Source organism: Marmoricola endophyticus (assembly GCF_014644415.1).
GTDB lineage: Bacteria > Actinomycetota > Actinomycetes > Propionibacteriales > Nocardioidaceae > Marmoricola > Marmoricola endophyticus.
Genome location: NZ_BMKQ01000002.1, coordinates 181,618 through 202,156 on the forward strand (window position 1 = coordinate 181,618; position 20,539 = coordinate 202,156).

Consider the following 20,539-nt stretch of genomic DNA (forward strand, 5'->3'; position numbering starts at 1 on the left):
CAGGGCCGGGTCCGGCGTGGACTGGGGGGCGACGGCGTCTAGGGTCGAACCCGTGACTGACTCACCACAGACCCCGCACCCGTCCAGGGGCCCGGAGATGAACGCTGCCGCTGCCGGCTACGGGCTCGACGACCACATCTACCAGCGCCTGCTGCGCGAGCGGATCGTGTTCCTCGGCTCCGAGGTGCGTGACCAGAACGCGAACGCGATCTGCGCGCAGCTGCTGCTGCTCTCGGCCGAGGACCCCGAGGCCGACATCTTCCTGCACATCAACTCCCCGGGCGGCTCGGTCGACTCGGGGATGGCGATCTACGACACGATGAACTACATCCCCAACGACGTCGCCACCGTCGGCATGGGGCTCGCCGCGTCGATGGGGCAGTTCCTGCTCTGCGCCGGCGCACAGGGCAAGCGCTACGCCCTGCCGCACGCGCGGATCATGATGCACCAGCCCTCGGGCGGCATGGGCGGCTCGGCCTCGGACATCAAGATCCAGGCCCAGCAGTCCCTGCACCTCAAGCAGGTGCTGTTCGACCTGATCAGCCAGCACACCGGTCAGCCGCTCGAGCAGATCCAGAACGACGCCGACCGCGACCGCTGGTTCACGGCCCAGCAGGCCAAGGACTACGGCTTCATCGACCACGTGATCACCAACGCCCGCGAGGCGGCCGACGACGGCCGCCCGGCGCGCCAGAGCTGACGAGGGACACCACATGAACTACTACATCCCGCAGTGGGAAGAGCGCACCTCCTACGGCTTCCGCCGCATCGACCCGTACGGCAAGCTCTTCGAGGAGCGGATCATCTTCCTCGGCACGCCGATCAGCGACGACATCGCCAACGCGGTGATGGCGCAGCTGCTGTGCCTGGAGTCGATGGACCCCGACCGCGACATCCAGATCTACATCAACTCGCCGGGTGGCTCGTTCACCGCGATGACCGCGATCTACGACACGATGCGGTTCATCAAGCCCGACGTGCAGACCGTCTGCCTGGGACAGGCCGCCTCGGCGGCGGCGATCCTGCTCGCGGCGGGTGCGCCCGGCAAGCGGCTGGCCCAGCCGAACAGCCGGATCCTGATCCACCAGCCGTACACCGAGGGCACGTTCGGCCAGTCCTCGGACATCGAGATCCAGGCCAACGAGATCCTGCGGATGCGCGAGGCGCTGGAGACGATGATCGCCGAGCACTCCGGCAAGAGCGTCGAGGAGGTCTCGGCCGACATCGAGCGCGACAAGATCCTCACTGCCGAGGCGGCGCTCGAGTACGGGCTGATCGACTCCGTGCTGGAGTCGCGCAAGGCGATCGCGGTCTGAGCGACCGCCGTCGAGACCCGAGCCCGGCGAGCGGGGAACACACCCGTCGTACCCACCCCCGCTGGCCGGGTTCTCAGGGTAGTTTCAGCCAGGTTGCAGCACGGTTCCACCAGATCGAGGGGAGACGCCACCCATGGCACGCATCGGTGACGGAGGCGACCTGCTCAAGTGCTCGTTCTGCGGGAAGAGCCAGAAGCAGGTCAAGAAGCTGATCGCCGGGCCCGGCGTCTACATCTGCGACGAGTGCATCGACCTGTGCAACGAGATCATCGAGGAGGAGCTCAACGAGACCAGCGAGGTCGGTCTCGACGAGCTGCCCAAGCCCCGTGAGATCTTCGAGTTCCTCAACTCCTACGTGATCGGCCAGGAGACGGCGAAGAAGTCGCTCGCGGTCGCGGTCTACAACCACTACAAGCGGGTCCAGGCCGGCGCGACCGCCACCGCAGCCTCCGGGCGTCACTCCAAGGACGAGAACGTCGAGGTCGCCAAGTCCAACATCCTGGTGATCGGCCCGACGGGGTGCGGCAAGACCTACCTCGCCCAGACGCTCGCGCGGATGCTCAACGTCCCGTTCGCGATCGCCGACGCCACCGCGCTGACCGAGGCCGGCTACGTCGGTGAGGACGTCGAGAACATCCTGCTCAAGCTGATCCAGGCGGCCGACTACGACGTCAAGAAGGCCGAGACCGGGATCATCTACATCGACGAGATCGACAAGGTGGCCCGCAAGGCGGAGAACCCCTCGATCACCCGCGACGTCTCCGGCGAGGGTGTCCAGCAGGCGCTGCTGAAGATCCTCGAGGGCACGACGGCCTCGGTGCCGCCCCAGGGCGGGCGCAAGCACCCGCACCAGGAGTTCATCCAGATCGACACCACGAACATCCTGTTCGTGGTCGGCGGCGCCTTCGCCGGGCTGGAGCACATCATCGAGCAGCGGGTCGGCAAGAAGTCGCTCGGCTTCACCGCCGAGATCCGCAACGCGGCCGAGCGCGAGGCCGACGAGATGTTCGCCCAGGTGCGTCCCGAGGACCTGGTGAAGTTCGGTCTGATCCCCGAGTTCATCGGTCGCCTCCCGCTGATCGCCAGCGTCAACAAGCTCGACAACGCGGCGCTGGTGCAGATCCTCACCGAGCCGAAGAACGCCCTCGTCAAGCAGTACGAGAAGCTCTTCGCCCTCGACGGCGTCGAGCTCGAGCTCACCGACGACGCCGTCTCGGCCGTCGCCGACGCCGCCATGGAGCGCGGCACCGGTGCCCGTGGCCTGCGCGCGATCATCGAGGAGACCCTGCTCAACGTGATGTACGACGTCCCCTCCCGCGGCGACATCGCGAAGGTCGTCGTCACCGCCGAGGTCGTCACCGACGGCGTGCCCCCCACCCTCGTCGAGCGGACCGAGAAGAAGTCCGCCTGACGCTGGCGGGGTGACCGGTCGTGCTTTGGGGCATCTTCGGGTCGCTGCTTGAGGGGTTGTTCGAGCCCGGGCCCCCAACGACTGAGAGGGCGGCTCGTCTTCGAGCGGCCTTCGCGCTCGTCGTCGCGGCCGCTCTGCTGATCAGCGGCGTCGTGTTGGCCGTGATCGGCTGGCTGAGCGACGACTCTGACAACCGTACGCTGTACTTCGTCCTGGCAGGGTGCTGTTTGCTTCTGGCCGGCTTGGCCTGGTTCAACGCCCGGAGGTTCGTGCTCGACCAGCGCGAGGGCCGCTGCTGAGAGTCACGACAGGCTCGCCCTGCGGTGGTTGCGGTCGGCGTGCGTCTCGCCGGGTCTCGACGTCGCTCGTCGCGGGCGCTCCTCGCGGCTCGACCACCTACTGGCTAGGAGGGCGGCCCGACACCCTCGTGGCGGAGATCGCGAGTGGGCTCGGAGGTCTCGATGTCGTTCGTCGCGGGCGCTCCTCGCGGCTCGACCACCTACTGGCTAGGAGGGCGGCGCGACACCCTCGTGGCGGAGATCGCGAGTGGGCTCGGAGGTCTCGATGTCGTTCGTCGCTGGCGCTCCTCACGGCTCGACCACCTTGAGGTCAGGTGGTCGAGCCCGACTGAGCGCTAGCGAAGGAGGACGTCGAGACCCCCGCACCAACGCAGCCGTCGCGACGACCGATGGGCGTGGGAGACACGAGCCGAGTGGCGCGACGCCGACCGCGAGAGGCATCTCGATCTCTTCCCCACCCGGTCGCGCTGCCACAAGCCTGCGCGCGGACCTCAGCCGGAGCCGGGGGTCCATCCCTGGAGGCTGGGGGGGGGGGGGGGGGGGGGGGGGGGGGGGTGAGTCCTCCAGGGATGGGCCCCCGGCGCAGGCGGAAGCCCGTACGGACCGACCATCACAGCGCCAGCGCACCCGGCGCCCGCCGCCTGGGCGAATCTCGCCGCGCAGGCGCCTCGTACGTCAGTCCTCGGTGGGAGCGATCTCCACGTCGACGCTGACCTCGGCGTCGTCGGCGCCGGCCTCCAGGGTCAGGTCGCCGACGACCTTGGCCGTGGCGGCGAGGTCGGCGCGGGCCTGCTCGATGGCGGCGACAGCGGCGGGGGAGCCGGTGAGCGTGGCGCGGGAGAGTGGCGTACGCATGGACACCTTGGCCTGCGACTTCGCACCTCGCAGGCCGCCGAGCGCGGCGCCGACGTGGTCGAGGAGGGCGGCGTCCCCCGAGCCCGCCGCCTCACCGAGCTCGTCGGTGGTCGGCCAGGACGCCAGGTGCACCGAGCCGTCCTGCCACCACGACCAGACCTCCTCGGTGACGTACGGCAGGTACGGCGCCAGCAGCCGTAGCACGCTGTGCAGCGCGGTCGCGAGCGTGGCCCGGGCCGAGTCGGACCCGGGGCCGTCGGCGTACGCGCGCTCCTTGACCAGCTCGAGGTAGTCGTCGCAGAACTCCCAGAAGAACCGCTCGGTCGTCTCCAGCGCGGTCGTGTAGTCGTACGACTCGAGCGCCGCGGTCGCCGCGTCCACGACGGAGGCCAGACGAGCCAGCAGCGCCCGGTCGACCGTGTCGACGACCAGCGTCGTATCGACCGCCGTCGCGCCGACCGAGCCGAGCACGAACTTCGAGGCGTTGAGCACCTTCATCGCCAGGCGGCGCCCGACCTTCATCTGGGACTCGTCGAAGGGCGAGTCCAGGCCCGGGCGGGCCATCGCCGCGCGCCAGCGCACGGCGTCGGCGCCGAACTTGTCGAGGATCTCGGTCGGGACGACGACGTTGCCCTTGGACTTCGACATCTTCTTGCGGTCGGGGTCGAGGATGAAGCCGGACAGCATGGCGTGCGACCACGGCGCCGCGTGGTTCTCGTAGTCCGCGCGCACGACGCGCGAGAACAACCAGGTGCGGATGATGTCGTGGGCCTGGGTGCACAGGTCCATCGGGAAGACGCGCTGCCACAGGTCGTCGTCGGACTCCCAGCCGCCGGCGATCTGCGGCGTCAGCGAGGACGTGGCCCAGGTGTCCATGACGTCGGGGTCGCCGAGGAACCCGCCGGGCACGCCGCGCTGCGCCTCGTCGTACCCGCGCGGTGCGTCGGTCGACGGGTCGACCGGGAGCTCGGCCTCGGAGGGCAGCAGCGGGTGGTCGTAGTCCGGCTCGCCCTCGTCGTCGAGCGGGTACCAGACGGGGAACGGGATGCCGAAGTACCGCTGGCGGGAGATCAGCCAGTCGCCGTTGAGCCCGCCGACCCAGTTGTCGTAGCGGTGCTTCATGTGCGCCGGGACCCAGGTGATCTCCTCTCCGCGGGTCAGCATCTCGCTGCGGACGTCGGCGTCGCGGCCGCCGTTGGAGATGTACCACTGGCGGGTGGCGACGATCTCCAGCGGCTTGTCGCCCTTCTCGAAGAAGTTCGTCATCCGCTGGGTCGGCTTCGGGTCGCCGTCGAGGTCGCCGGACCCGCGCAGCAGGGAGACCATCGCCTCGCGCGCGCTGAAGGTGGTCTTGCCGGCCAGCTCGGAGTACGCCGTCGCCGCCGCGTCGCTCGACAGCCACGGCGGGGTCTCGCGGGTGAACCGCCCGTCGCGACCGATGACGGTGCGCACCGGCAGGTCCAGCTCGCGCCACCAGGTCACGTCGGTGAGGTCACCGAAGGTGCAGCACATGACCAGGCCGGAGCCCTTGTCCATCTCGGCCGCGGGGTGCGCGACGACCGGGATCTCGACGCCGAAGACCGGTGAGGTGACGGTGCTCCCGAACAGCGGCTGGTAGCGCTCGTCGTCGGGGTGGGCGATCAGAGCGACCACCGAGGCGATCAGCTCGGGCCGCGTGGTCTCGATGAAGGCCTTCGTCCCGTCGGGCCGGTGGAAGGACACCCGGTGGTAGGCACCGGCGTACTCGCGCGCCTCGAGCTCGGCCTGCGCGACCGCGGTCTGGAAGGTGACGTCCCACAGGGTCGGCGCCTCCTGGAGGTACGCCTCCCCGCGCGCGAAGTTGCGCAGGAACGCACGCTGGCTCACCGTCTGCGCCTTCGGCCCGATGGTCGTGTAGTGCTGCGACCAGTCCACCGAGAGGCCGAGCGTGCGCCACAGCGACTCGAAGACCTTCTCGTCCTCCTCGACCAGCCGCTCGCACAGCGCGATGAAGTTGGGTCGGCTGATCGGCAGCTGCCGCTTCGGGTCCGGCTTCTCGGGCGGGGTGAAGTCCGGGTCGTACGGCAGCGAGGGGTCGCAGCGCACGCCGAAGTAGTTCTGCACGCGACGCTCGGTCGGCAGCCCGTTGTCGTCCCAGCCCATGGGGTAGAAGACGCTCTTGCCGCGCATCCGGTGGAAGCGCGCGACCACGTCGGGGTGGGTGTAGGAGAAGACGTGTCCGACGTGCAGGCTGCCCGACACGGTCGGCGGCGGGGTGTCGATGGAGTAGACGTTCTCCCGCGACCGGGTGCGGTCGAAGGCGTAGGTGTCCTGCTCCTTCCACACCTGCGACCACTTGTCCTCCAGGCCCTCGAGCCCCGGCTTGTCCGGTACGACGACGTCGCGTGCGGCGGTCGTTCCGGTGGGGTGGGAGCGGGTCGCAGTCATGGCTTCCAGCCTACGGGCGCGCGATCTCGCCGGAGAAACCAGTTCCTCGCCGGAGGCCGCGGGTGGGAGCGTGCACCTCGTGGACGTCGAGACCCTCACCGACCCGGTCGCGTTCCTGCGTGAGGCCGGCGACCTGCTCGCCGCCGAGCCGGTGGTCGGCACGATCCCGGCGACGGTCGCGCAGCGGCTCCTCGACCATCCCGAGGTGCAGCGCGCGCAGGACTGGTTCGCGGTCGTGCGCGACGGCGGCCGCGTGGTGGGCGTGGCGATGCGGACGGCGCCGTTCGAGCCCGACCCCGTGCACCTCCTGCCGATGCCTGAGGAGGCGGCGCGGGCGCTGGCCGAGGCGGTCAGCGCCCGCGGCGAGGCGGTCGACGCCGTGAGCGGGGACCGGGACGCGGTGCGGGCCTTCGCGGGTGCGTTGGCCGCCGGGCGATCCGTGCGGACCGTCGAGGAGACGCGCCTGTGGGAGGTCCGGTCGGTGGTCGTGCCGCGGCGCGTGTCCGGTCACCTGCGGCCGGCGACGCGCGACGACCTGGCCGTCGCCACCGCGTGGTACGGCGCCTTCGCCCGCGAGGCCGCCGAGCAGGCGGGTCACGAGGTGATGCACGTCGTCGAGCCCTCGCGTGAGGAGATGCTGCGTCGTATCGACGCAGGTGTCGCCTGGCTGTGGGAGGTCGAGGGCCGGGTCGTGCACCTGACGGGGATCAACCCGCCGAGCTTCGGCGTACGCCGGATCGGCCCGGTGTTCACCCCGGCCGAGGAGCGCGGGCGCGGCTGGGCCGCCGTCGCGGTCGCCGAGCTGGCCACGCGCACGCTGGCCGCGGGGGAGCGGTGCTGCCTGTTCACCGACCGCTCGAACCCGGTCTCCAACGGCCTGTACGCCCGCCTCGGCTTCGAGCCGGTGACCGACTACGAGGAGGTCTGGCTGGTCGGTGACGACGGGCTCCTAGACTCGACCCGGTGAGCACGAACGACCGCGAGGACAACGCCGTACCCCGGCTGGCCGAGACGTACGCCGAGGTCGAGGACGCACTGCTCTCGCGCTGGCCCGAGCAGCGGATCGACCCCTCGCTCGACCGCATCCGCGACCTGGTCGAGCTCCTGGGCGACCCGCAGTCGGCCTACCCCGTCGTCCACCTGACCGGCACCAACGGCAAGACCTCGACCGCCCGGATGGTCGAGACGCTGCTGGTCGGGCTCGGCCTGCGGACCGGGCGCTACACCAGCCCGCACCTGGAGTCGATGACGCAGCGGATCGTGCTGGACGGCGAGCCGATCTCTCCCGAGCGGTTCGTGGCGGCGTTCAACGACGTCGCGCCGTACCTCTCGATGGTCGACGCCGACCACGACGCCCCGCTGTCGTTCTTCGAGACGATCACCGCCATGGCGTTCGCCGCCTTCGCCGACGCGCCGGCCGACGCCGCTGTGGTCGAGGTGGGCATGGGCGGTACCTGGGACGCGACCAACGTGGCCGACGGGGTGGTCGCGGTGCTGACCCCGATCGCGATGGACCACGAGCAGTACCTCGGGTCGACCATCGCCGAGATCGCCCGCGAGAAGGCCGGGATCATCAAGCCGGGGGCCACCGTCGTCAGCGCCGCGCAGGAGGACGACGCGCTCGCAGTGATCCAGCAGCGCTGTGCCGAGGTCGGCGCGACGCTGCTGCTGGAGGGGGTGGACTTCGCCGTCACCTCCCGGGTGCCGGCCGTCGGCGGGCAGCTGCTCGGGCTGCAGGGCGTGCGGGCGTCGTACGACGAGGTGTTCCTGCCGGTCTACGGCGCCCACCAGGCGCACAACGCGGTGCTCGCGCTGGTCGCGGTCGAGTCGCTGGTCGGCAGCGACGAGCCGCTGGACGGCGAGGTCGTCGGCGAGGCGTTCGGCCAGGTGACCTCCCCGGGGCGGCTGGAGATCGTGCGCCGCAGCCCGACGATCGTGCTCGACGCCGCTCACAACCCGCACGGGGCGCGGGCGGTCGTGGACGCGGTCGGCGACTCGTTCGCCTTCGACCCGCTGATCGGGGTGGTCGGCGTGATGGCCGACAAGGACCACGAGCAGCTGCTCTCGGTGCTGGAGCCGGTCCTCGGCCACATCGTCTGCACGCAGAACTCCCTCTCGCGGAGCCTGCCCGCGGAAGCGCTGGCCGAGGAGGCCGAGGGGATCTTCGGGGTGGACCGGGTGTCGGTGGAGCCGGTCCTCTCCGACGCGATCGCGGCGGCGGCGACCCTGGCGGAGTCCGGCGGGGTGTTCGGCGAGGCGATCGGCTCCGGGGCGGTGCTGGTCACCGGCTCGGTCGTCACCGTCGGTGAGGCCCGGGCGCTGCTGGTCCGTGAGGAGGCGAAGCCCGTGACGGTCTCCGGGGCCGTGGCCGAGCCCGAGTCGGACTCGGTCGACGACGACCCGCTGTCCGCTCTCGAGGCCGACCTCGAGGACGGACTGGGGACCGAGCGGTGAAGCGCCGCCTCTGCGCGGCGATCCTCGTCCTCGAGGCCGTCGCGCTCGGTCTGGCCACGCCGGTGCTCATCACCGTCGCCGACGTTCCCCGGGCGACCGGGCTGTGGATCGGCCTCGGTCTGTGCGTGGCGTGCCTGGTGCTCAGCGGGCTGCTGCGGTTCGGCTGGGCCTACGTCCTCGGCTGGGCCGTCCAGGTCGCAGCGATCGCTCTCGGCGTCGAGACCGGCGCGATGATCGTCCTGGGCGTGATCTTCCTGGCGCTGTGGGCGACGGCGTACTTCCTCGGCCGGAAGATCGACACCGAGAAGGCCGCCGCGTGGGCGGCGTACGAGGCCGAGCAGGCGCGCGGGACCTGACCGCCTCCCTCTAGGGTGGCCGCCATGACCGACCAGCGCACGCTCGTCCTGCTCAAGCCCGACACCGTCCGCCGCGGCCTGGTCGGGGAGGTGCTCGGGCGCTTCGAGGCCAAGGGCCTCTCGATCGTGGCCATGCAGCAGCGCACGATCGACGGCGAGCTGGCCGACCAGCACTACGCCGAGCACGTCGAGCGCGACTTCTACCCTCCGCTGCGGACCTTCGTCACCAGCGGGCCGCTGGTCGCGCTGGTCCTCGCCGGCGAGGAGGCGATCGAGGTGGTGCGCGCGCTCAACGGCGCGACCGACGGTCGCAAGGCCGCCCCGGGCACCATCCGCGGTGACCTGTCGGTCTCCAACCGCGAGAACCTCGTCCACGGCTCGGACTCCCCGGAGTCCGCCGAGCGCGAGATCGGGATCTGGTTCCCCGGTCTCTGACCGCGAGACGTCGCGTGTTCGCGACGCCTCGGTGACGACCTTCGCGAGACGTCGCGTGTTCGCGATGCCTCGGTGACGACCTTCGCGAGACGTCGCGTGTTCGCGACGCCTCGCGAAACCTCGTGAGTCACAAGAACCACATTCGGCACCTCCGCCCCGCGTGTCACTGCCGCCACTGAGGCCCCAGCGACCCTAGGCTCGCGGCAGCGGGTCGTGTGCGCTCGGCGACTCTCTTCCCCTGCACGTTCCGGGCGCGAGATGGGGCTACCCCGGATGGCGAACAGCTTGATCGGTCGAGACCTGGCGGTCGACCTGGGTACGGCGAACACGCTCGTCCACGTGCGTGGCAGAGGTGTCTGCCTCGACGAGCCCTCGGTCGTGGCGGTGAGCAGCGCCACCGAGGAGGTCCTCGCGGTCGGCGCCGAGGCGAAGGCGATGATCGGGCGGACCCCGGCGGGGATCCGCGTCGTACGCCCCCTGCGCGACGGCGTGATCGACGACTTCGAGGCCTCGGAGCGGATGCTGCGGGCGTTCATCGCCCGCGTCCACCGTCGCCGCTACTTCACCAAACCACGCCTGGTGGTGTGCGTTCCCTCCGGGATCAGCGCGGTCGAGCGCCGCTCGGTCCAGGAGGCGGGCTACCTCGCCGGCGCCCGGCACGTGTGGATCGTCGACGAGCCCATGGCCGCGGCGATCGGCGCCGGGCTGCCCGTGCACGAGCCGACCGGCAACATGGTCGTCGACGTCGGGGGCGGGACGACCGAGGTCGCGGTGATCTCGGTCGGCGCCGTCGTCGCCAGCATGTCCATCCGCAGCGCGGGGGACAGCATCGACCAGGCGCTGGTGGACTGGATGGCCAAGGAGCACGACCTGCTGCTCGGCGAGCGTACGGCCGAGAACCTCAAGGTCTCCCTGGGGTCCGCCTACCCGCTGCCCGAGGAGCTCGAGGCCGAGGTGCGCGGCCGCGACCTGACCAGCGGGCTGCCGCGCTCGCTGACGATGACCAGCAGCGAGGTCCGGCGGGCGATGGCGCAGCCGGTGGCCGACATCGTCGACTCGGTGCGCACCGTCCTGGACAAGACCCCGCCCGAGCTCGCCGGCGACATCGTCGACCGGGGGATCGTGCTGACCGGGGGTGGCGCACTGCTGCGCGGGCTCGACGAGCTGCTGCGGAGGGAGACCCAGATCCCCGTCCACGTCGCGCAGGACCCGCTCGAGTGCGTCGCCCGCGGTGCGGGCAAGTGCGTCGAGGAGCTCGACGTGCTCCGCTCGGTGCTGCTCGCCGAGTCGAGGCGGACCGCCTGATGGCCCGGTTCAGCGGGCGGCGACCGCGCTCGCCGATCTTCGTCCCCGCGCGCTCGCCGCGTGGGCGTCGCCGGGCTCCGGTACGCCTCCCGGCTGTGCTCGCCGCCGGTGCGGTGGTGCTGATGGCGCTCGACGCCGGGACCGGCGGCTCGCCCGTCGACCCGATCCGCGCGGCCGTGGGGACCACGGTGACGCCGGTGGAGGCGGCGGCGGCGGGAGCCGTACGCCCGGTCCGCGGCCTGTTCGGCACGGTCCACACCAACGGCCACTTGCGTGACGACGTCGCGACCCTGCAGGCGCAGAACTCCGAGCTCCGCAGCCGGCTGACCACCACCCAGATGGACGCGCGTCGGCTCAAGGACTACGACGGGCTGGTCGACTCGGCGCGGACGACCGGCTACTCGCTGGTGCCGGCACGGGTCGTCGGCATCGGCCCGGCGCAGAACTTCAGTCGTACCGTCACCCTCGACGCCGGTACGACCTCGGGCATCCGCGCCGACTCCACGGTGATCAGCCGGGACGGCCTGGTCGGCCGGGTCGTCCGCGTCAGTGCGACCAGCGCCACCGTCCTGCTGCTGGCCGATCATGGCTCGGTGGTCGGCGCGCGGCTCGGGTCGACGATGAAGATCGGCTTCGTCCGTGGCCGAGGCGACCTCGGCGAGCGAGGACGGCTCGACCTCGACCTCGTCGACGACAGCGTGCGCCCCGAGGCCGGCGACACGGTCGTGTCGTGGGGGTCGGGCGAGAACGGGCCCTACGTCGCCGGCATCCCGATCGGGACGGTCGAGTCGGTCTCCTCCAGCCCTCGCGACCAGTCGCGGCGTGCCGTCGTGGAGCCGGCCGTGGACTTCTCGGCGCTGGACCTGGTCGGTGTCGTCGTCCCCCGCGGGACCACCGGTGACCGGGCCGTGATCTCGGGTCGTGGCACGAAGGCCGCGGACGCCGACGCGAAGAGGAGCACCCGATGACCCGTGGCCGTCTCGACGCCCTCGCGCTGACCGCGCTCGCCCTGCTCGCCGTGGTCCTGCAGGTCTCCGTCCTGTCCCAGGTCGCCTTACGCGGCGTCGTCCCCGACCTCGCCCTGCTGCTCGTGGTCGCGGTCGGACTCTCGCGTGGTGCCCGCAGCGGCGCCGTCGTGGGGTTCTGGGCCGGGCTGCTCCTCGACGTCGCGCCGCCCGCCGACCACGTCGCGGGCGCCTGGGCGCTGGTGCTCCTCACGGTCGGGCTCCTGGCCGGGCGTGCGGCGAGTCGTCCCCGTTCACCCGTCGCGCCCGAGCGTGGTCCGGTCCGCCCCGTGGTGCTGACGGCCGGGCTGTCGCTGGGTGCCCACGTCGCGTTCGCGGTGCTCGCCGCGGTGACCGGGGGCGCCCCCGGCGACGGGACCGTCATCGGCTTCGGCGACGGGCTCGGCACCCTGGCTCAGATCATCGTGCTCGCGGTCCTGATGGACGTGGTGGCCGCCGCCGTCCTGCTCGGGGCGCTGCGGTCCCTGCTGGGCCGGCTCCCCGGTCGTGAGGACCACGAGGAGGCACTCGGCCTGCGCAGCGACGAGGCGGCCGCCGAGCGCGCCGCACGGGCGGGGGAGCGCGACGCCGAGAGCATCGTCGTACGGGCCACCGACCAGGCCACCGGTCAGCTCGTCGCTCTCACGAGGGGAGAGACGTGGCACCGCTCCTGAACGCGCTCTCCTCGGCGCGCCCGCACCTGCGCACCCGCAGCCGCTGGCGGCTGTTCGTGCTGCAGGTGCTCATGCTCTCGCTCTTCGTCACGCTGCTGACCCGGCTGTTCTACCTGCAGGTGCCCGCGGGCGCGGACTTCAAGGCCCAGGCCTCCGACCAGTCGCTGCGCGAGGTGGTCACCCAGCCGACGCGCGGGCTGATCGTCGACGACATGGGCCGCACCCTGGTCGCCAACCGGAGCAGCTGGGTGGTCGGCATCGACCGCACGCTGATGGCCAAGACGGGCGACGCCGAGCAGGACGCCGTGTTCACCCGCCTCGCGCGCGTTCTCGGCGTCAACGCGCAGACCCTGCGGGCCCGCTCCCTGCTGTGCGGTGACCCCGGGTCGGTCAAGGGCACCTGCTGGAACGGGTCGCCGTACCAGCCCGTGCCGGTGGCGAAGGACGTCAGCCAGAAGCGCGCCGTCCGCATCCTCGAGCAGGCCGAGAACTTCCCGGGCGTGGTCACCGACACCACCAGCCTGCGCTCCTACCCCTCGCCGTACGGCGTCAACGCCGCCCACCTGCTCGGCTACCTGAGCCCGGTCACGGAGACCGAGCTGGACAACGCGACGAAGAGCGGCGACAAGTCGCTCAACGGCGCCTCGGTGGTCGGGCGCGCCGGGGTGGAGAAGTCGTACGACTCCTCGCTGCGCGGGATGCCCGGCTACAAGCGCGTCGCGGTGGACTCCGCCGGTCGCGTGCTCGGTGAGGACAGCGAGGTCGCCTCGAAGCCCGGCGACACGCTCGTCACCTCGCTGGACGCGAAGGTGCAGTCGGTGACCGAGAAGAACCTCGACGGCGCCATCCAGACCGCGCGGAAGACCTTCGACAAGGTGAGCGGCCGCAACTACGAGGCCGACTCGGGTGCCGCGGTCGTGATGGACGCGCACACCGGGCGGATCGTCTCGATGGCCAGCCAGCCGACGTACGACCCCGAGGAGTGGGTCGGGGGCATCAGCCAGAAGCAGCTCGACCGGCTCTACTCGAAGAAGTCCGACGACCCGCTGCTCTCGCGCGCGACCCAGGGGTTGTACGCACCCGGCTCGACGTGGAAGCCCGTGATGACGATCGGCGCGTTCCGCCACGGCTACGGGCCGGACTCGCGGCTGAACTGCTCCTCCGGGCTGCAGGTCGGCAACCGCTGGTTCAAGAACTACGAGTCGGAGTCGTACGGCTCGATCGGCTTCGACCGCGCCCTGCAGATCTCCTGCGACACGTTCTTCTACCGCGTGGGGCTCGGCTACTGGCAGAAGTACGGCTCGGACCCGGCCGACGTGAACGCCAAGGACCCGCTGGTCGAGGAGGCCAAGCTCTTCGGCTTCGGCAAGAAGACCGGCATCGACGTGCCGGGGGAGGCCTCGGGCCGCATCGCCGACCGCAAGTGGAAGGCCGCGTACTACGCGCAGATGAAGAGCTACTACTGCAAGCGCGACAAGGCCGACAAGGGCACCGCGTTCGAGCGGCTCTTCGCGCACGAGTTCTGCCTCGAGGGCAACCTCTACCGCGCCGGCGACGCCGTGAACTTCTCCATCGGGCAGGGCGACACGCAGGTGACACCGCTACAGCTCGCGCGGGCGTACGCCGCGATCGCGAACGGCGGGACGCTCTACGCCCCGCGCGTGGCCAAGGCGATCGTGTCGCCCGACGGCAAGCAGGTCCGCCAGATCCCGCCGGAGAAGGTGGGCACCGTCAAGGGCACGAAGGCGCTCGAGTACGTCGACGACGCGCTGAAGGGCACGACCAAGGTCGGCACCCTGGCCTGGAAGTTCACCGGCTTCCCGCTCGACGCGGTCCAGGTGCGTGGCAAGACCGGCTCGGCCGAGGTCCAGGGCAAGCAGAGCTCCTCGTGGGTCGCCACGTACAACAAGGACTACGTCGTGATCATGCTGGTCACGCAGGGCGGCACCGGGTCGGGGACCTCCGGCCCGTTCGTCCGCAAGATCTGGGAGTCCCTCTACGGCATCGACGGGGAGAAGGTCGGGGCGAAGAAGACCGACATCCCGGGCGTCTCCGCGCCGAAGGACCTGCCCGTGTTCTCCCCGGACGGCGCGATCCTGCCGCCGGTCTCGACCGCGAAGGAGACCCCGTGAGCATGGTGACCAAGCAGCGGGTACGGCTGCGTGAGCTCGACCGGTGGCTGCTGGTCGCGGTCGTCGCGATCCTCGTGGTCGGGACCCTGCTGGTGTGGTCGGCGACCTCGGGGGCCGAGCGGCAGACGCCGGGCGGCGCCACGGCGTACGTCCAGCGCCACGTGCTGAACATCGTCATCGGGCTGCTGCTCGGTGCGGGCGTCGTCGTCACCGACCACCGCTGGGTACGGATCCTGGCGCCGGTGTTCTACCTCGCCTCGCTGGTCGGGCTGCTGCTCGTCCTCGTCGCGGGGACCACGATCAACGGCTCGCGCTCCTGGCTGGTCCTGGGCGGGATGTCCCTGCAGCCGGCGGAGCTGGCCAAGCTGGCCGTCGTCCTCGGGTTGGCCGTCGTCCTGGCGGAGCGGACCGAGCGTCGTGCTGCGGTGGGCACGGCGGAGGTGCTGTGGATGCTCGGCTTCGCGGGCGTGCCGGCGCTGCTGATCCTGGCCCAGCCCGACCTCGGCACGATGCTGGTGCTGTCGGCGACCGTGATCGGCATCCTGGCCGTGGCCGGCGTGCCGCGCCGCTGGCTCGCCGCGCTGGTCGGGTCGGGACTGGCGCTCTCGGCGCTGATGGCCGTGGCCGGGGTGCTCAAGGAGTACCAGGTCGACCGGTTCCTCGCCTTCACCGACCCGTCGCTGGACCCCCGGGGCGCCGGCTACAACACGACCCAGGCGCGGATCGCGATCGGCAACGGCGGGCTGTTCGGCGAGGGCCTGTTCCACGGCTCGCAGACCCAGTCCGGCTTCGTCCCCGAGCAGCACACCGACTTCGTCTTCACCGTCGCCGGCGAGGAGCTGGGCCTGGTGGGCGCCGGCCTGCTGATCGCGCTCTTCGGGCTGCTGCTGTGGCGGGCCACGCTGATCTCGCGCCGCTCGACCGACATGTTCGGTCGGGTCGCGGCCGCCGGGGTGGCCTGCTGGTTCGGCTTCCAGACCTTCCAGAACATCGGGATGTGCCTGGGCATCATGCCGGTCACCGGGGTGCCGCTGCCGCTGGTCTCGTACGGCGGGTCCTCGATGTTCGCCTCGTTGATGGCGGTCGGTCTGCTGCTCAACATCGCCCTGCGCACCCGCCGCGCGGCGCGGCCGTCGTACGAGCCGGTGCCCGCGCTCGCCTGACGCCGTCCGGGCGCTTGCGATGCGTGCTGGTGCGGTGCAGGTTCCCCACGGTGTGCAGGGACGTGTCGGGCGAGTCGGACCTCGACTGCTGCCATCCCACGGCGAGCCCTCACTTCCCACGATGGGTACGCCATGGGAGGTGACAGCTCGTCTGCATAGCGTGGGGAAACCGCACCCGGGCGGCGCCCGCCGCCTACGGCTGGACCGACAGGAAGAGGAACGCCGCGAGCAGGACGAGGTGGACGGTGCCCGTCAGGCGGGTGGCGCGGCCAGGGACGACGGTGAGCACCCCGACCAGCAGCGTGATCGCCAGCAGCACGATCTGGGTCGACCCCAGGCCGAGGCGCAGCGGGGTGTCCAGCCAGATCGTGGCCAGGGCGAGGGTCGGGATGGTCAGGCCGATGCTGGCCATCGCCGAGCCCATCGCGAGGTTGAGGCTGATCTGAGTGCGGTCGCGGCGGGCCGACTTCGCGGCCGCGATCGTCTCCGGCAGCAGGACCAGCAGCGCGATGACGACGCCGACGACGGCCTGGGGGAAGCCCAGGTCGGAGACCGCCCCCTCGATCGCGGGGGACTCGACCTTCGCCAGTCCGACGACGGCGACCAACGACGCCAGCAGCATCCCGAGGCTGACCCAGGTGGTGGTCGTCGACGGCGGCTCGGCGTGCTCCTCGGTCTTCACGTCGCCGTCCTCGGACGGGCGCGCCGCGGGGAGGAAGAAGTCGCGGTGCCGGACGGTCTGGGTGAGCACGAACAGGACGTAGAGCACCAGCGACGCGATCGCCGCGAAGCCGAGCTGCGAGCCGGAGTACTCCGCCTCCGGGGCCGAGGTGGTGAACGACGGGAAGACCAGGCAGAGCACCGCGAGGGTGCCCACGGTGGCCAGCGCCGCCCCGGTCCCCTCGGCGTTGAAGACCGCGGTGTGGTGGCGCAGCGAGGCGAGGAACAGCGAGAGCCCCATGATCCCGTTGACGGTGATCATCACGGCGGCGAAGACGGTGTCGCGGGCCAGCACCGAGGTGTCCTCGCCCCCGCTGAGCATCAGGGTGACGATCAGACCGACCTCGATGACCGTGACGGCGACGGCGAGCACCAGGGAGCCGTACGGCTCGCCGACCTTGTGCGCCACGACCTCCGCGTGGTGCACGGCGCTGAGCACCGCAGCGCCGAGGAAGACCGCGGGCACGACCAGGATCCAGCCCTCGACGTGCAGCAGCAGCGACACCACCAGGACGACGAGCGCAGCGGGCGGGACGAGGATGTTGGCGTCGCGCAGCGAGTGCGTCGGCGTCGTGTCGGCGGCCATGAGTGAAGGCTATCCGGGGGTCGCTCAGCCGGCGGGTCTCACGCGGTCAGCACGATCTTGCCCCGCGTGTGCCTCTTCTCGAGCTGCCGGAACGCGTCGCGCACCTCCTCCAGCGGGTACGTCGCGGCGACCTCCAGGTCGAGCCGCCCGTCGGCGATCCGCTCGGTCAGCTCGGCCAGGTCCGCGGTCGTCGTCTCGTCGTTGCGCCCGAGCACGAGGACGCCGGCCTGCTGGGCGCGCTCGAAGTCGATGATCGTTCCGACCCGCTCGGAGGGCGCACCCAGCGCGAGCGCGAGGTCGACGTACCCCGACCCGAAGGTGTCGAGGAAGGCGTCGACACCGTCGGGTGCGACGTCGCGAACGCGCGCCTCGACGCCCTCGCCGTACGCGACCGGGACGACGCCGTGCGCACGGAGCCAGTCGTGGTTGCGCTCCGAGGCCAGGCCCACCACCGTCGCCCCGCGCTCGACGGCCAGCTGGACCGCGAGCGAGCCGACGCCGCCGGCCGCGCCGGAGACCACCAGCACCTCACCGGGACGCGGGTCCAGGTCGCGGATGTTCGCGTACGCCGTCGCGCCTGCCACGTGCAGCGCACCGGCCACGTCCCACGCCACCGTGGCCGGCCTGGCCACGAGCTGGCCGGAGGGCACCACGACGAGCTCGGCGTGGCTGGAGCGGGTGTCGACGTAGCCGAGCACCTCGTCGCCGACGCGCCACCGCGTCACGCCGTCGCCGACCCCCTCGACCACGCCCGCGAGGTCACTGCCCTGGCCGGAGGGGAAGGTGGAGGGGAACACCTCGGCCAGTGCGCCGCTGCGGATCCCCGCCTCGCCCGGGTTGATGCCCGCGGCGCGCAGGCGTACGACCACCTCACCGTCGCCGGGGACGGGGTCGGGCACCTCCTCGACCCGGAGAACGTCGATGTCGCCGAACTCGTCATACCTCACTGCGCGCATGTCGGACACAGCGTCGCCGGCGCCGGGGGTGTTCCCGAGCAACCGCGCCGGGTAGTCGATAGCGTGCGGGGCATGACGCAGGAGAGCTTTCCGGGTGAGCAGTCCGACGGGATGTACGGCGAGGCGGCGATGCCGGCCGAGCCTGGCGCCGATCCGGTCGACGGTGTCGAGCCGGACATCGCCGAGGCCGTGCACCACATCGCGAACCGCTACGGCGCACCCGGGCTCGAGCAGCTGATCGGCGCCGCGCAGGGCGAGCTGCAGGATGCGCGCCGCGCGCTGGAGTCCCTCGGCGCGGAGTCCGAGGAGTAGGCGCCCCGCCGGGTCGGTCCGTACCCTGGTGGGCGTCCCGACCACCAGCTCTCGACGAGGTCCAGCCACCGTGTCCCGCACCACCGTCCGTCCCGGCACATCCGTCTTCGACCGTCTCGAGCCGCTGCTGCCGCAGGTCTCCAAGCCGATCCAGTACGTCGGCGGCGAGCTCAACGCCACCTCGAAGCCCTGGGGTGAGGACGAGTGCACCGCGCGCTGGGCGCTGATGTACCCCGACGCGTACGAGGTCGGCCTGCCCAACCAGGGCGTGCAGATCCTGTACGAGGTGCTCAACGGCGCGCAGGACACGCTGGCGGAGCGGACGTACGCCGTCTGGCCCGACCTCGAGGCGCTGATGCGCGAGCACGGGATCGGCCAGTTCACCGTCGACTCCCACCGCTTGGTGCGCGACTTCGACGTGCTCGGGGTCTCGTTCGCGACCGAGCTCGGCTACACCAACCTGCTCACGGCCCTCGACCTCGCCGGCATCCCCCTCCACGCCCGCGACCGCACCGACGCCGACCCGGTCGTGCTGGCCGGCGGGCACGCGGCCTTCAACCCCGAGCCCGTCGCCGACTTCGTCGACGCCGCGGTGCTCGGTGACGGCGAGGAGGTCGTGCTGGCGATCTCCGAGGTGATCCGGGAGTGGAAGGGCGAGGGGTCGCCCGGCGGCCGCGAGGAGCTGCTGCGGCGGCTCGCCGTGAGCGGCGGGGTGTACGTCCCCTCCTTCTACGACGTCTCCTACGACGACGCCGGCGCGATCGCGAGCGTCGTCCCCGACCGGCCGGGCGTGCCGCACCGGGTCGCCAAGCACACGCTGATGGACCTCGACGCGTGGCCGTACCCGGCCAAGCCGCTGGTGCCGCTGGCCGAGACCGTCCACGAGCGGTTCAGCGTGGAGATCTTCCGCGGCTGCACCCGCGGCTGCCGCTTCTGCCAGGCCGGGATGATCACCCGACCGGTGCGCGAGCGGTCGCTGACCACCGTGGGGGAGATGGTCGAGAACGGCGTGCGCGCGTCCGGCTTCGACGAGGTCGGCCTGCTCTCGCTCTCCAGCGCCGACCACACCGAGATCGCGGACATCGCGACCGGCCTGGCCGACCGGTACGAGGACGAGGGCGTGTCGCTGAGCCTGCCCAGCACGCGGGTCGACGCCTTCAACATCACCCTCGCCAACGAGTTCTCCCGCAACGGGCGCCGCTCGGGACTGACGTTCGCCCCCGAGGGCGGCTCGGAGCGGATGCGCAAGGTGATCAACAAGATGGTCAGCGAGCAGGACCTGATCGACACCGTCGCCGCGGCGTACTCCCACGGCTGGCGGCAGGTGAAGCTCTACTTCATGTGCGGTCTGCCGACCGAGACCGACGAGGACGTCCTCGAGATCGCCGACCTGGCCAAGAAGGTCATCGCCAAGGGGCGTGAGGTCTCCGGACGCAACGACATCCGGTGCACGGTCTCGATCGGCGGCTTCGTGCCCAAGCCGCACACGCCGTTCCAGTGGGCCTCCCAGCTCGACCCCGAGACGACCGACGAGCGGCTGCGCAAGCTGCGCGAGGAGGTCCGCTCCGACAAGCGGTACGGCCGCGCGATCGGCTTCCGCTACCACGACGGCGAGCCCGGGATCATCGAGGGACTGCTCTCCCGCGGCGACCGGCGTGTCGGCGCCGTGATCGAGCGGGTGTGGCGCGAGGGCGGCCGGTTCGACGGCTGGAGCGAGCACTTCTCGTACGAGCGCTGGCGCGCGGCCTGCGAGAGCGAGCTGCCGGCGCAGGGCGTGGACCTCGACTGGTACACCACCCGGGAGCGCGCGTACGACGAGGTGCTCCCGTGGGACCACCTCGACTCCGGTCTCGACAAGGACTGGCTCTGGCAGGACTGGGAGGACGCCCTCGACCCCGACTCGGTCGACGTCGAGGACTGCCGCTGGACGCCCTGCTACGACTGCGGCGTCTGCCCCGAGATGGGCACCGACATCCAGATCGGCCCCACCGGGCAGAAGCTGCTGCCGCTCAGCGTGGTCTGAGGATCGCTGCGCCGATCCACCCGAACGGTGCCGTGCGTCGGCGGGGAGACCGCCGCGCGACGGATCGTGCGAGTCGCTTACCCCGGTGTGCGACTGGGACACCGACCGCGG

General features: G+C 71.4%; 18 protein-coding genes. 15 read left to right on the forward strand and 3 right to left on the reverse strand.

Features of this window, described 5'->3' with window-relative positions; translation table 11 throughout:
• The first annotated feature begins 97 nt into the window (after window positions 1-97).
• The 4 genes from IEX42_RS17490 (at window position 98) to IEX42_RS17505 (ending at window position 3,026) form a co-directional block, all read left to right on the forward strand.
• Complete coding sequence (locus IEX42_RS17490) at window positions 98-700, forward strand: ATP-dependent Clp protease proteolytic subunit (protein WP_188781450.1); 603 nt, start codon at window positions 98-100, stop codon at window positions 698-700.
• 13 nt (window positions 701-713) lie between these two features.
• Window positions 714-1,316, forward strand: coding sequence for an ATP-dependent Clp protease proteolytic subunit (locus IEX42_RS17495; RefSeq protein WP_188781363.1), 603 nt, complete (start codon window positions 714-716; stop codon window positions 1,314-1,316).
• Between the two features lie 133 nt (window positions 1,317-1,449).
• On the forward strand, window positions 1,450-2,727 hold the full coding sequence (gene clpX / locus IEX42_RS17500) for an ATP-dependent Clp protease ATP-binding subunit ClpX (RefSeq protein WP_188781364.1): 1,278 nt from the start codon (window positions 1,450-1,452) through the stop codon (window positions 2,725-2,727).
• 20 nt (window positions 2,728-2,747) lie between these two features.
• Window positions 2,748-3,026 (forward strand): hypothetical protein, encoded by a 279-nt coding sequence (locus tag IEX42_RS17505; RefSeq protein ID WP_188781365.1) that lies wholly within the window; start codon window positions 2,748-2,750, stop codon window positions 3,024-3,026.
• A 675-nt stretch (window positions 3,027-3,701) separates the two neighbouring features.
• Here the strand turns inward: IEX42_RS17505 and valS are convergent.
• Window positions 3,702-6,308 (reverse strand): valine--tRNA ligase, encoded by a 2,607-nt coding sequence (gene valS / locus IEX42_RS17510; protein ID WP_188781366.1) that lies wholly within the window; start codon window positions 6,306-6,308, stop codon window positions 3,702-3,704.
• Window positions 6,309-6,387: 79 nt separating this feature from the next.
• Between valS and IEX42_RS17515 the strand changes: the two genes are divergently transcribed.
• From IEX42_RS17515 to rodA, 9 genes are all read left to right on the forward strand, one after another.
• A complete protein-coding gene (locus IEX42_RS17515) occupies window positions 6,388-7,275 on the forward strand; it encodes a GNAT family N-acetyltransferase (RefSeq protein ID WP_188781367.1) in 888 nt (295 codons plus the stop codon).
• On the forward strand, window positions 7,272-8,762 hold the full coding sequence (locus IEX42_RS17520; RefSeq protein WP_229661024.1) for a bifunctional folylpolyglutamate synthase/dihydrofolate synthase: 1,491 nt from the start codon (window positions 7,272-7,274) through the stop codon (window positions 8,760-8,762). Before IEX42_RS17515 ends, IEX42_RS17520 begins: the two co-directional genes overlap by 4 nt.
• Window positions 8,759-9,118, forward strand: a complete 360-nt coding sequence (locus IEX42_RS17525) for a DUF4233 domain-containing protein (RefSeq protein WP_188781368.1) — start codon at window positions 8,759-8,761, stop codon at window positions 9,116-9,118. Before IEX42_RS17520 ends, IEX42_RS17525 begins: the two co-directional genes overlap by 4 nt.
• 24 nt (window positions 9,119-9,142) lie before the next feature.
• Complete coding sequence (gene ndk / locus IEX42_RS17530) at window positions 9,143-9,553, forward strand: nucleoside-diphosphate kinase (protein WP_188781369.1); 411 nt, start codon at window positions 9,143-9,145, stop codon at window positions 9,551-9,553.
• 273 nt (window positions 9,554-9,826) lie between these two features.
• Window positions 9,827-10,858: a rod shape-determining protein gene (locus IEX42_RS17535; RefSeq protein ID WP_188781370.1), complete on the forward strand. Its 1,032-nt coding sequence runs from the start codon at window positions 9,827-9,829 to the stop codon at window positions 10,856-10,858.
• Window positions 10,858-11,826: a rod shape-determining protein MreC gene (gene mreC, locus IEX42_RS17540; RefSeq protein WP_188781371.1), complete on the forward strand. Its 969-nt coding sequence runs from the start codon at window positions 10,858-10,860 to the stop codon at window positions 11,824-11,826. Before IEX42_RS17535 ends, mreC begins: the two co-directional genes overlap by 1 nt.
• On the forward strand, window positions 11,823-12,536 hold the full coding sequence (mreD, locus tag IEX42_RS17545; RefSeq protein ID WP_188781372.1) for a rod shape-determining protein MreD: 714 nt from the start codon (window positions 11,823-11,825) through the stop codon (window positions 12,534-12,536). Before mreC ends, mreD begins: the two co-directional genes overlap by 4 nt.
• Complete coding sequence (gene mrdA / locus IEX42_RS17550; RefSeq protein ID WP_229661025.1) at window positions 12,521-14,668, forward strand: penicillin-binding protein 2; 2,148 nt, start codon at window positions 12,521-12,523, stop codon at window positions 14,666-14,668. Before mreD ends, mrdA begins: the two co-directional genes overlap by 16 nt.
• Window positions 14,669-14,670: 2 nt before the next feature.
• Window positions 14,671-15,831 (forward strand): rod shape-determining protein RodA, encoded by a 1,161-nt coding sequence (gene rodA, locus IEX42_RS17555; protein ID WP_188781453.1) that lies wholly within the window; start codon window positions 14,671-14,673, stop codon window positions 15,829-15,831.
• A 193-nt stretch (window positions 15,832-16,024) separates the two neighbouring features.
• Here rodA and IEX42_RS17560 read toward each other — a convergent pair whose 3' ends face one another.
• Both IEX42_RS17560 and IEX42_RS17565 read right to left on the reverse strand, forming a co-directional pair.
• The gene (locus IEX42_RS17560) at window positions 16,025-17,137 is read right to left on the reverse strand and encodes a calcium:cation antiporter (RefSeq protein ID WP_188781373.1); all 1,113 of its coding nucleotides are present in this window, start codon (window positions 17,135-17,137) and stop codon (window positions 16,025-16,027) included.
• Between the two features lie 38 nt (window positions 17,138-17,175).
• Window positions 17,176-18,093, reverse strand: coding sequence for an NADP-dependent oxidoreductase (locus IEX42_RS17565; protein WP_188781374.1), 918 nt, complete (start codon window positions 18,091-18,093; stop codon window positions 17,176-17,178).
• Window positions 18,094-18,165: 72 nt separating this feature from the next.
• On the opposite strand from IEX42_RS17565, the gene IEX42_RS17570 reads away from it, so the two are divergent.
• Both IEX42_RS17570 and IEX42_RS17575 read left to right on the forward strand, forming a co-directional pair.
• On the forward strand, window positions 18,166-18,405 hold the full coding sequence (locus IEX42_RS17570; protein WP_188781375.1) for a hypothetical protein: 240 nt from the start codon (window positions 18,166-18,168) through the stop codon (window positions 18,403-18,405).
• A 70-nt stretch (window positions 18,406-18,475) separates the two neighbouring features.
• Window positions 18,476-20,428 carry a TIGR03960 family B12-binding radical SAM protein gene (locus tag IEX42_RS17575; protein ID WP_229661026.1) on the forward strand — a complete coding sequence of 651 codons (1,953 nt, stop codon included), beginning with the start codon at window positions 18,476-18,478 and terminating at the stop codon, window positions 20,426-20,428.
• Window positions 20,429-20,539 lie beyond the last annotated feature (111 nt).